This is a genomic window from Phenylobacterium sp. (assembly GCF_036821595.1).
GTDB lineage: Bacteria > Pseudomonadota > Alphaproteobacteria > Caulobacterales > Caulobacteraceae > Phenylobacterium.
This window is the reverse complement of the sequence record NZ_DAISJG010000076.1, coordinates 1-9,117: the sequence shown is the minus strand read 5'-3', so window position 1 is coordinate 9,117 and position 9,117 is coordinate 1. Positions and strand designations below refer to the sequence as shown.

General features: G+C 71.3%; 15 protein-coding genes. 9 read left to right on the top strand and 6 right to left on the bottom strand.

The genetic code is table 11. The features are described 5' to 3' along the window. From V7Z97_RS20585 to V7Z97_RS17825, 3 genes are all read left to right on the top strand, one after another. Window positions 1-62: hypothetical protein (locus tag V7Z97_RS20585; RefSeq protein WP_442958047.1), on the top strand; the 62-nt coding region annotated here is incomplete at its 5' end. 7 nt (window positions 63-69) lie between these two features. After that, entirely contained in the window at window positions 70-291 is a 222-nt protein-coding gene (locus V7Z97_RS17830; RefSeq protein WP_334164783.1) for a DUF4170 domain-containing protein, read from the top strand. Window positions 292-471: 180 nt separating this feature from the next. Beyond that, window positions 472-984, top strand: coding sequence for a hypothetical protein (locus V7Z97_RS17825; protein WP_334164782.1), 513 nt, complete (start codon window positions 472-474; stop codon window positions 982-984). 72 nt (window positions 985-1,056) lie between these two features. Here V7Z97_RS17825 and V7Z97_RS17820 read toward each other — a convergent pair whose 3' ends face one another. After that, window positions 1,057-1,278 (bottom strand): hypothetical protein, encoded by a 222-nt coding sequence (locus V7Z97_RS17820; protein ID WP_334164781.1) that lies wholly within the window; start codon window positions 1,276-1,278, stop codon window positions 1,057-1,059. Between the two features lie 110 nt (window positions 1,279-1,388). Here V7Z97_RS17820 and V7Z97_RS17815 point away from each other — a divergent pair, with 110 nt between their 5' ends. Together V7Z97_RS17815 and V7Z97_RS17810 are read left to right on the top strand one after the other, a co-directional pair. After that, window positions 1,389-1,676, top strand: coding sequence for a hypothetical protein (locus V7Z97_RS17815; protein WP_334164780.1), 288 nt, complete (start codon window positions 1,389-1,391; stop codon window positions 1,674-1,676). 82 nt (window positions 1,677-1,758) lie between these two features. Further along, complete coding sequence (locus V7Z97_RS17810; RefSeq protein WP_334164779.1) at window positions 1,759-2,925, top strand: mechanosensitive ion channel family protein; 1,167 nt, start codon at window positions 1,759-1,761, stop codon at window positions 2,923-2,925. Window positions 2,926-2,929: 4 nt separating this feature from the next. Here the strand turns inward: V7Z97_RS17810 and V7Z97_RS17805 are convergent, their stop codons facing one another. Then, complete coding sequence (locus V7Z97_RS17805; RefSeq protein WP_334164778.1) at window positions 2,930-3,277, bottom strand: DUF2200 domain-containing protein; 348 nt, start codon at window positions 3,275-3,277, stop codon at window positions 2,930-2,932. A gap of 81 nt (window positions 3,278-3,358) precedes the next feature. On the opposite strand from V7Z97_RS17805, the gene V7Z97_RS17800 reads away from it, so the two are divergent. Further along, a complete protein-coding gene (locus tag V7Z97_RS17800) occupies window positions 3,359-4,036 on the top strand; it encodes a nitroreductase (RefSeq protein ID WP_334164777.1) in 678 nt (225 codons plus the stop codon). Window positions 4,037-4,055: 19 nt separating this feature from the next. Here the strand turns inward: V7Z97_RS17800 and V7Z97_RS17795 are convergent, their stop codons facing one another. The 3 genes from V7Z97_RS17795 to V7Z97_RS17785 all read right to left on the bottom strand — a co-directional run bounded on the left by V7Z97_RS17795 (window position 4,056) and on the right by V7Z97_RS17785 (window position 6,072). Then, the gene (locus tag V7Z97_RS17795; protein WP_334164776.1) at window positions 4,056-4,511 is read right to left on the bottom strand and encodes a hypothetical protein; all 456 of its coding nucleotides are present in this window, start codon (window positions 4,509-4,511) and stop codon (window positions 4,056-4,058) included. Between the two features lie 121 nt (window positions 4,512-4,632). Next, the gene (locus V7Z97_RS17790) at window positions 4,633-5,424 is read right to left on the bottom strand and encodes a LytTR family DNA-binding domain-containing protein (protein WP_334164775.1); all 792 of its coding nucleotides are present in this window, start codon (window positions 5,422-5,424) and stop codon (window positions 4,633-4,635) included. Window positions 5,425-5,529: 105 nt separating this feature from the next. Then, complete coding sequence (locus V7Z97_RS17785) at window positions 5,530-6,072, bottom strand: hypothetical protein (protein WP_334164774.1); 543 nt, start codon at window positions 6,070-6,072, stop codon at window positions 5,530-5,532. A 117-nt stretch (window positions 6,073-6,189) separates the two neighbouring features. Between V7Z97_RS17785 and V7Z97_RS17780 the strand changes: the two genes are divergently transcribed. After that, window positions 6,190-6,774, top strand: a complete 585-nt coding sequence (locus tag V7Z97_RS17780; RefSeq protein ID WP_334164773.1) for a hypothetical protein — start codon at window positions 6,190-6,192, stop codon at window positions 6,772-6,774. Window positions 6,775-6,972: 198 nt separating this feature from the next. Here the strand turns inward: V7Z97_RS17780 and V7Z97_RS17775 are convergent, their stop codons facing one another. After that, on the bottom strand, window positions 6,973-7,353 hold the full coding sequence (locus V7Z97_RS17775; protein WP_334164772.1) for a hypothetical protein: 381 nt from the start codon (window positions 7,351-7,353) through the stop codon (window positions 6,973-6,975). 547 nt (window positions 7,354-7,900) lie between these two features. On the opposite strand from V7Z97_RS17775, the gene V7Z97_RS17770 reads away from it, so the two are divergent. Beyond that, window positions 7,901-8,242 (top strand): Rap1a/Tai family immunity protein, encoded by a 342-nt coding sequence (locus V7Z97_RS17770; RefSeq protein WP_334164784.1) that lies wholly within the window; start codon window positions 7,901-7,903, stop codon window positions 8,240-8,242. 94 nt (window positions 8,243-8,336) lie between these two features. Next, window positions 8,337-8,888, top strand: coding sequence for a hypothetical protein (locus tag V7Z97_RS17765; protein WP_334164771.1), 552 nt, complete (start codon window positions 8,337-8,339; stop codon window positions 8,886-8,888). The last annotated feature ends 229 nt before the right edge of the window (window positions 8,889-9,117 follow it).

Genomic DNA, 9,117 nt, shown 5'->3' with positions numbered 1-9,117 from the left:
AGACCGAGCACCTGTGCACCTTCGACGGCGAGCCGGGCTACAGCCTCGGCCAGGGGCAGTGAGGCCGCCATGCCGCCTTGGGATCCGCACGAGAGGGGCGACTACTGGGTGGTCGGCGGCAAGTACCTCGACGCCGGCTTCCGCCACCGCCGCTGGTCGGAGGTGATCGGCCCGGTGGACAGCCTCTACGAGGCCACCGCCATCTGGCGCCGCATGAGCTACCTCTACTCCCACGACGCGCTCGTCCGCTTCCACGTGGTGCGCAGCGCCGAGTCGGCGAGGGCCGCATGACCCGTGCGCGCCGCATCTCAGCCATTGCGCTTTTCAATGGCCGAGCCTGTTGGACGGGGCCTGGGCCCCGCTCATCTGTCCCTCAGAGCCCGGGCCCCTCTGACGGCCGCCGGCCGTGATGTCGGGCCAACCACGGCGGCGCGCGCCCCGCGGCGCGCTCCGCTCCGAACGGAGGAAGCTATGAACAACCAGAACATGGCCTTCAGCCTCAGCGGCGCGGTGATGCTGGCGATGAGCCTCGTCGCCCTCTGGGTCTGGCCGAAGTTCATCGGCCTCGACATCCATCCGATCTACGGCTGGGCCGAGGCCAAGTCCGGCGTGGGCTGGCTGGAGCCCGGCGCCCGCTATGCGGTGGGGATCGTGGCCGGCGTCCTGGCCCTCCTGCTGCTCGTCAAGCGCACGCGCCTGGCGGCGGGGGTGGGGGCGCTGGCGCTGTCGACGGCCTTTCTCGTCGCCCACCTCACCCCGTGGCTCGGGATCAACATCCCGGACTATACCCCGCTCATGGAGGCGCTCGCCGCCGGCCGCACGGTGGCGGAGATCGAGGCCCTGGGGCTGAAGGGCGACCGCGGCGCCCACTTCGCCGTGGCCCTGGTCAACGCCGGCCTCGCCATCCTGGTGATCGCGGCCGAACTGGGCGGGGCCTCCCGCCGCCGCCGCGACTACACCCCGATGGAGCTTGCCGGCGCCTGACGCCCGCCCGGCCCGCCGGCGACGCCGCCCGCCTCCGCGCGGGCGGCGGCTGTCGTCTGCGCGACGCTGGCGCTATCCCGGCGGCCGCGGCGTCCAGGTCGGCAGGCCGCCGCACCAGTCCCACACGCCCAGCGGCGTCGCCGTCTCGCCGGTCCCCCGGGCGATGGCGATCCGCGGCTGCTCGGCCGACAGCAGGTGCCGCACCTCGGCGATCAGGGCGTCCTCGTCGCCGTAGTCGGTCAGGCGGGCCTGCGGCCGGCCGTCGGCGCCGGTGACCAGGAGCGTGTAGGTCATATGCGAGAAACGACGCGGCGGCCCGGTTTCGTCCCTCCGCGGAACAGCCGGACTCCATTGACTCGCCCGTCCCCGCTGGGGAACTTGCGAGCCGCTCTCAGGAGACGCGCGTGTTCCACCGACCCGTCAGGTTCGCCCAAGGCGGCGGCAACGGCGACGAAGCCCCGGGCGGCGGCGGCTTCAGCGGCCTGCCGTTCACCATCGAGGGCGACGACCTGCCCTACCGGATCGAGTTGTGGGACCCCGACGGCGCGCTCGACCGGGTGATCGCCATCGCCGCCGACGCCACCATCGGCTTCGCCGCCTACTACGCCGCCGCCCGCGAAAACCCCGGCCGCGACGTCACCATCACCCACAAGGGCCGCGTGCTCGCCAGGTGGACCCGGCGCGAGCACTGAGACCGGTGCGGCCACCGCCCGCCCTTTGGCCGGGGCGCGATCTGTTCTAACCAGGGGCCGTCCAGGACAGACCGGAGACCCTATGCCGACCAGCCAGGCCGCCGCCCCGAAGGCGGGCCCGAAGTCCGCCGCCTCGCCCGAACAGGTCTGGGCCGACCTCGTCGCCTGGGTCCAGGCGCACGGGACCGAGATCGCCATCGCCCTGGTCGCCGGCGCGGTGATCTACCTGGGCCTCGGCCTCGCCGCCGGCCTGGTCGCGCGCCTGAAGGACCGGCCGGGCGCGCCCCTGGGCTTCCGCGCCCTCCTGGGCCGCGCGGCCAGCCGGACCCACCACGTCTTCCTGATGCTCGTCGCCGCCCGGCTGGTGGTCAGCTACGCCAATCCCCCGGCCCCGGTGGCGAACACCGTCGGCTTCCTCTTCACCATCTCGGCCGCCATCCAGGGCGCGGTCTGGATCCGCGAGATCGTGCTCGGCCTGATCGAGCGCCGCACCGCCGAGGAGGGCCACAGCGAGACCCTCGCCAACGCCACGGGCATCATCCGTCTGCTGGTCACCGTGGCCATCTTCGCCGTCGCCGCAATCGTGGTGCTCGACAACGTCGGCGTGAACGTCACCGCCCTGGTGGCCGGCCTGGGCATCGGCGGCATCGCCATCGGCCTCGCCGCCCAGGGCATCTTCTCCGACCTGTTCGCGGCGCTCTCGATCATCTTCGACAAGCCCTTCCGGGTCGGCGAGACGATCACCTACGACACCAGCACCGCCACCGTGGAGCGGATCGGGCTGAAGAGCACGCGCCTGCGCGCCATCACCGGCGAGCGCAAGATCGTCTCCAACGCCAACCTGCTGCAGAAGGAGATCACCAGCTACCAGACGCTGGACCACCGCCGGCTGAAGTTCGCCATCGGCGTCATCTACCAGACCGACCCCGAGCTCGCCGCCCGCATCCCCGACATCCTGCGCGAGATCGTCGAGGCCGAGGGCGCGACCTTCGTCCGCTCCGGCTTCGTGGCCTTCGGCGCCAGCTCCCTCGACTTCGAGGTCGAGTTCGACGTCTTCCGCCCCGACTGGGACCAGGTCTACGCCATCCGCCACCGCATCGGCCTGGGCGTGCTGCGGCGGTTCAACGCCGAGGGCCTGGAGTTCGCCTACCCCACCCAGACCACCTTCACCGCCGCCCCCGACGGCCGGATGATCATGCCCTACCCGGAAGGCGGCTTCGGCGCGCCTCCGGAGCCCCGCCGCGTCTGACGGCTCACCCGCGCAGGATCTTCGCCATCGCCTTGCCCCTGGCGAGCTCGTCGATCAGCTTGTCGAGGTAGCGGATCTCCCGCATCAGCGGGTCGGCGACCTCCTCCACGCGCACGCCGCAGACCACGCCCTTGATCTCCGCCCGGGCGGGGTTGAGCGGCGCCTCGGCGAAGAAGGTCTCGAAGTCGGTCTTCTGCTCCAGGTGGGCGGCGAGCTCGGCGGCGCTGAACCCGGTCAGCCAGCCGATGATCTCGTCGACCTCGGCCTTGGTCCGTCCCTTCTTCTCGGCCTTGGCGACATAGAGCGGATAGACGCTGGCGAAGCTGGTTGTGTAGATCCGGTGCTTGCTCATCACGATCCGCTTCGGCGACGGTGGCGCTGGGCGATCAGACTGGCGCCGCTGCGCGCCGCGACGCAAGCTTTGGGGACCTTCATGCAGTTCGACGACGTCATCCTCGGTCGCCGGAGCATCCGCGGCTACAAGCCCGACCCGGTGCCCCGCAAGCTGATCGAGGAGATCCTGGCGATCGCCATGCGCGCGCCCTCGTCGATGAACACCCAGCCGTGGAACTTCTACGTCATCACCGGCGAGCCGCTCGACCGCATCCGCGCTGGCAACACCGAGCGCAACCTGGCCGGCGTGCCGCACAGCCGCGAGTTCCGCACCGGCGAGGCGTTCGCCGGCGTCCACCGCGACCGCCAGGTCGGCGTCGCCAAGCAGCTGTTCGGGGCCATGGGCATCGCCCGCGAGGACAAGGAGCGGCGCCAGGACTGGGTGCTGCGCGGCTTCCGCCAGTTCGACGCCCCGGTCTGCGTGATCGTCACCTACGACAGGGTGCTGGCCGGCAGCGACGACACCCCCTTCGACTGCGGCGCGGTGACCAATGCCCTGGTCAACGCCGCCTGGTCCCGGGGCCTGGGCTGCGTGATCAACAGCCAGGGCATCATGCAGTCGCCGGTGGTCCGCGAGCATGCCGGCATCGCCGACGACCAGGTGATCATGAAGGCCATCGCGCTCGGCTGGCCCGACGAGACCTTCCCCGCCAACGCCGTCGTCTCGGAGCGCAAGTCGGTCGACGAGGCCGCCGTCTTCCTCGGCTTCGACGACTAGGGGCGCCGCGCCCGACCGACTACCGCGGCGCGGCCGACCGCTGCGGCCGTCGCTGCGCCACCATCGGGTGGAACCGGCCGCCGTGGTAGGCCACCACGCCGCACATCCGGTCGCCCGCGCCCGAGAGCGTGGCGTCGTAGGCGACGTCCCCCTCCAGCGACCCCACGACCATCCGCACCTTCCGGCCGGCGACCGTCAGGCTGCGCACGATCACCGGCGCCGTCCGCACGGGCGTCAGCGTCCCGGCGTAGCGCCCGTCGAGCCGGCCGAGCGTCAGCAGGCCGAAGCTCGGGATCCCGCCGACATCCATGTGGAAGTCCCACAGCCCGGCCAGGTCCGGCTCGCCGGCCGGCGCCCCCGCCCCCGTGGGCGCCTCGGCGCAGCTCGTCGTCAGCACCGTCGTGTCCTGGGCGGACGCCGCGGCGGGGAGGGCGGCGGCGAGCATCAGGCCGCAGGCGAATAGTGCGTGTCGCATCGGGTCTCCGGTAGGGCTGCTGGGAATTCGCCCCCTCTCCGCCGGCGCCCCGCCGCGGACAACCGCCGATTCCGCCAATGGCGTTCGCGAGGCCCGGATCTGCGGCAACGCCACAGCCGCCTCAGGCGCCGCGCCCCTCCAGCCCCGCGCGCACCGCCGCGAGATAGGTCCGGCCGACCGGCACGGTCAGGCCTGCGGCCAGCTCGATGCGCGTCTGCTGGCCCTCGCGGCGCAGGCCGGCGACCTCCCGGCGCGACACCCACCAGCGCCGGTGCGCCTGGAAGCCGAGCTGAGGCGGCAGCAGCCGAACGGCCTCGCCCAGCCGCATGTAGATCAGCGCGGACCCGCGGCGCGTGTGGACCATCAGGTAGTGGTCCTGCGCCTCCAGGGCCACGAGCTCGCGTCCCAGCCGCTCGGGGACCCGCGCGAAGAACGCATCGGCGCCCGGGTCCGCCTCTGCCCGACCCTCTGGCGGGGCGGGCGACGCGGCGTCCGGAGCGCCCAGCGACGGCCAGGCCGCGATGCCGGCGATCACCAGCTGGACCGACGCCACCGACAGGTAGAGCGACACCAGCCGGTCCGGCGGCGTGGAGCGTCCGGGCAGCACCACCTCCAGCCCCCAGGCGACCACGAACATCATCGGCAGGGTCGAGACCAGCCCCACGACGACCACCGCGGCCAGCCTCGGCAGGCGGCGGAATCCGGCGCCGGCCCGCAGGATCTGCAGGGTGGCGAGCGCCAGCCCATAGCCCGTCGCCACGCAGCCGAACCAGAAGCCGTACCGCTCGGGATGCCCCAGGGACTGGAAGGAGCCGAACGGCCCCGCGAACCCCAGGAACACCCCCAGCGCCACCGCGCCGCAGAGGCTGGCGAGGCGGGGCGAGGTCCAGGTCTGGAGCGAGGTCGAGGGCATCCGCGGCGTCGGCAAGGCCCGAACGCTATGCGGCCCAACCGCCGCTGTCGAGCCGGGCGCCTTTGCTCATCCCCGCGAACGCGGGAGCCAGGCTTTTCCGGCGGCCTACCGGCCCCGCTCCGCGCCGCCTGCGCACCGCGCCGCGAACGCCGCCCCGGCCTCGCGCGGCGGCGGGGGCAGGCTGAGCTGCCGGGCGCCGTACGAGACCCCGACCTCGCCGCCGTCCGCGAGCGCCGCCACGAACGCCGGCTGGGCCTGGCCTGTCGCCCTGAGCCCCTGGTCCGGCCCGGCCATGGAGACCACGAACACCGCCAGCTCCGGCCCGGCCCCGGCCCCCAGCGTCAGCCGGTCCTCGCTGCCCACCCGCGCGATCCCGGGGACGTCCGCCTGCAGCCCCGGCGCGTCCGGCCGGCAGGCCAGCCGCAGCACCTCCCGCCCGTCGGCCCCGGCATGGACCAGCGCCGCGCCGCCCGCCGCCGGGGTCTCCAGCCGCCACCGCGGCCCGGCCGCCACGGCGGGAGCCGGCGCCGGCGCGGGCGCAGCGGCCTTCGGCGCCACCGCGTCCGGCGTCTCCGGCGCCGGCCCGGCCGGCCCGCACGACGCCAGCAGCACGCCCGCCAGCACGGCCACGCATCGGCCTCTCCGCATCGTCACCTCCGCCCCCTGCCGCGATGCGCGTCCTATACACCGGGAGCCGCGCGCCGCCCTCTTCCCGCCGCAGGTCCGCCCCTAGTCTCCCCATCCCGATCCGAGGAGGAGACGACCTTGCGGCCCAGTCCCACGCCCCGCCGGCGGCCGTGGCGCTCCCCCGCGGCGAGCGTCGTCCCGATGGCCGCGGCCGTCCTGCTCTGCGCCTGCTCCGGCTCCGGCGGCGGCCCGCCGGAGGCCCCGGCGGAAGCCGCGGGCGCCGCCCCGGCCGCCATCCCGAGCGCCCCCCCGGCGCAGGCCGCGCCGGGGGCCACGGTCGGCGGCGACGGCTCGCCGATCGAGCTTGCCGCCCTGTCCGCCGCCGAGATCGAGGCGGCCCGGCTGCCCGGCGAGCTGGGCTGCAGCTTCCAGGCCCCCGCGGGCGGCCCGCTCCTTGTCGCCATGGGGAAGGTCGCCTCCCGCGAGCCCGCGATCGGCGTGGTCAAGGTCGGCAGCTATGTGGAGCGCGTCGCCGCCCCCGGCGGCTTCGACGCCATGCTGAAGGGCGCGACCTTCTCGGGCGCCGGAAAGACCGTCCGCATCGACCTCACCGGGCCTGCCATCGGCGGCGGCGAGTCCCCGCCGCGCCCCGCCACCCTGACCTACGACCGCGCCGACGGCGCCCGCCGCACCTTCCCCGGCCGCTGGTCCTGCGGGCCCTAGGCGGGGCGAGGTCCGGCGGAGGCGAACTTGCCCTCTCCCGCCGAGTTGAGCTCGGGAGGGAGAGGCCGGGTGAGGGCGGCCTCACCCACCCCTCCGCTCATCCTGCCGAGAGCCGGGACCCAAGCTGAGGCTCGGCCGCGCGCCTGGAGAAGGGCGAGGCGAATGTCGACCTGCAACCCAGAGCGGACCTTGAATGGCTCACTCCGCGGGACCCACGAACTCAAGTCGCCCGAGCGGGCGCCGTTTGACCATGCGGCGAGCGAGCGCGATCAACTCGGCCTTGGAGTTCATGGAGCAGTACCGGGTGATGAGGATGTCAATCGGCGGTGTCTCCCGAACGTTGTCGCGGGGACATTCGACCGGCAGCACGTCAAATGCGTCGATGGGGGTCGACGTCATCTTGCTCGCCAAGAGGGTATAGTCGCTGCCCGGCCTGGCGCCCGACTGCAGGACCCAAAGCTCGACCGGTCCGGCGGGGGCGATTGCCTTCCCCAGCGAAACGAGGCGGCTGTACGTTGGCCAGCGCCCGTCGAGGTGCTCGCGCGCATACGCTCTGTACTCGACGATGTAGCAGTGCATTGCGCCGTAGTTGCCGAGCCTGATCCACTCGTCGTCGCGTCGTGGACCGTCGTACTTCCAATCGCCCAGCTTGATGTTGTGAGCACAGCCGAAGGAGGTGGCGTCGCTGAAGTAACACCAACACTAGGAGCCCTAGGCGCTTCGCAGCGCCGGAACGATGCTGGTATCCCATCCGGCTAAGCTTCCACAGGAAACGTCCGCTAGCCACCCTGCGCGGACCATCCGAACGTCCGCATCTAGCGGGTTCGACCTCGCCCTTCCCGCCCTTAATTCCATGGTGGATCGCGAGCCTGCCGGGCCAGGCGTGTCAAGGACGCGCCCCCGGCGCGCCGCGCCGCGGCGAGCGCTGCGCGCTCGTCCTTGAGACGCCTGGCCCGGCAGGCAGAATGCTGGCCATGGTCTTCAGGGGGAGGTGTGCGAGACGTCACTGCATCTTGCGCCAGAAAGAAGCGCGGCGTGACGGGGGGATGACCTTGTGGACGGGAGACCTGCGATCAGAGCAGATTGACGTATCGTAGGTCGCTGGTGAGGGAGCATTGGCGTGAAGATGCAATGCACTGTGGCCCTGTTTGCTGTCGCCTTCTCGCAGACGTCAGCATCCAATGCTGCGGAGGTCTACGTCAGCTCGGCAACGAGTTTTCAACTCGCCCAGAGCTGCAAGGATTCGCGCAGTGTTTTGGAGGTTGATTTCTGCTCAGGATACATTCTTGGCGCGATGGATCAGCTGTCCGCCGCACGTCGCATCTGCCCGATGGGGGAGGCGATTACTGGGCGGGCGCTAGCCGTCGTTCGCAAGTATATCGCGGATCACCCGGAGGCGTGGGGACAGCATCCGCTTAAGCTCGTGGAAGACGGGCTGCGCTTCGCCTTCCCCTGCTCGAAGGCCTAGTCATTCGGGTGCGCGAGCAGATTTTTAGGCAAGGTGGGGCCGCCACCGAGGCAGTTCAGTAGTTCGTGGATCTGTTATCGAGTAGGTCTGGCTGATGGCGAAACCGAAGCAGCATCCCGCCCTAGATCGGTTCTTCGCTGATGTGGAATTTGAAGTTGGCGAGGCGATTTCGGGAGTGGGGCCGGAGATCGCTCAGGTTCGCAGCAAGGCGGTGCAAACAGGCAACCTTTCATCCAGCCGCCTCGGCATCGCGTTTGCGCAGACTATAGATACTCATGCCACCGCGTTCATCGAGAAGACCAAGCTCCGCTATGAGGCGGCCCGTGCGACACCCGGCGCTAGCCCACAGGCTCTGCACACAATCTGGGTTCAAGGGCTCCAACGTTATGTTGGGCATGCACGCGAGATCGCGCGCGTAAGTAGCGATACGCATCAAGACGGTTCACGAGAGGCGGTTCTCGACAGCGTCTTGGATGGGTTGGTTCAACACCAGATGGCCCGAATCAATCACGCCGTGCGCGGCTTCGAGGGGCGGCCACCGAAGCCTTGGCACGAGCGGCATCCGTTCTGGCGGGAGGTTGTCGTGGCCACTGTTGGAGCTGTGGTCGGCTCTGCAATCACCGTGGCCGCACAACTGATGGGGTGACCTTCCAGAGGCGAAAGTGTCTCGCCCCCGGTGATCTGCGGTCTAATTCAGAACGTGCATGGCATCCAAAGTCTGACCGAACCACCGGCCCGATCGTAGCCACACCCCCCAACTTTCCCCCACCCAATATTTGCCTTTCCGGCGAACCCATGTTCTCGTTCCGTTCATGTCCGCCGACGCCCCAGCCCAGGACCGCCACTCGGCCATGCTGGCCGAGCTCGCGGCCATG

What these genes read in the sequence shown, in the direction of transcription:
- V7Z97_RS17765 (WP_334164771.1), top strand. Translation starts at nt 8,337, where the DNA reads ATGGCGAAACCGAAGCAGCATCCCGCCCTAGATCGGTTCTTCGCTGAT.
- V7Z97_RS17770 (WP_334164784.1), top strand. Translation starts at nt 7,901, where the DNA reads ATGCAATGCACTGTGGCCCTGTTTGCTGTCGCCTTCTCGCAGACGTCA.
- V7Z97_RS17805 (WP_334164778.1), bottom strand. Translation starts at nt 3,277, where the DNA reads ATGAGCAAGCACCGGATCTACACAACCAGCTTCGCCAGCGTCTATCCG.
- V7Z97_RS17825 (WP_334164782.1), top strand. Translation starts at nt 472, where the DNA reads ATGAACAACCAGAACATGGCCTTCAGCCTCAGCGGCGCGGTGATGCTG.
- V7Z97_RS17810 (WP_334164779.1), top strand. Translation starts at nt 1,759, where the DNA reads ATGCCGACCAGCCAGGCCGCCGCCCCGAAGGCGGGCCCGAAGTCCGCC.
- V7Z97_RS17795 (WP_334164776.1), bottom strand. Translation starts at nt 4,511, where the DNA reads ATGCGACACGCACTATTCGCCTGCGGCCTGATGCTCGCCGCCGCCCTC.
- V7Z97_RS17775 (WP_334164772.1), bottom strand. Translation starts at nt 7,353, where the DNA reads ATGCACTGCTACATCGTCGAGTACAGAGCGTATGCGCGCGAGCACCTC.
- V7Z97_RS17790 (WP_334164775.1), bottom strand. Translation starts at nt 5,424, where the DNA reads ATGCCCTCGACCTCGCTCCAGACCTGGACCTCGCCCCGCCTCGCCAGC.
- V7Z97_RS17830 (WP_334164783.1), top strand. Translation starts at nt 70, where the DNA reads ATGCCGCCTTGGGATCCGCACGAGAGGGGCGACTACTGGGTGGTCGGC.
- V7Z97_RS17820 (WP_334164781.1), bottom strand. Translation starts at nt 1,278, where the DNA reads ATGACCTACACGCTCCTGGTCACCGGCGCCGACGGCCGGCCGCAGGCC.
- V7Z97_RS17800 (WP_334164777.1), top strand. Translation starts at nt 3,359, where the DNA reads ATGCAGTTCGACGACGTCATCCTCGGTCGCCGGAGCATCCGCGGCTAC.
- V7Z97_RS17785 (WP_334164774.1), bottom strand. Translation starts at nt 6,072, where the DNA reads ATGCGGAGAGGCCGATGCGTGGCCGTGCTGGCGGGCGTGCTGCTGGCG.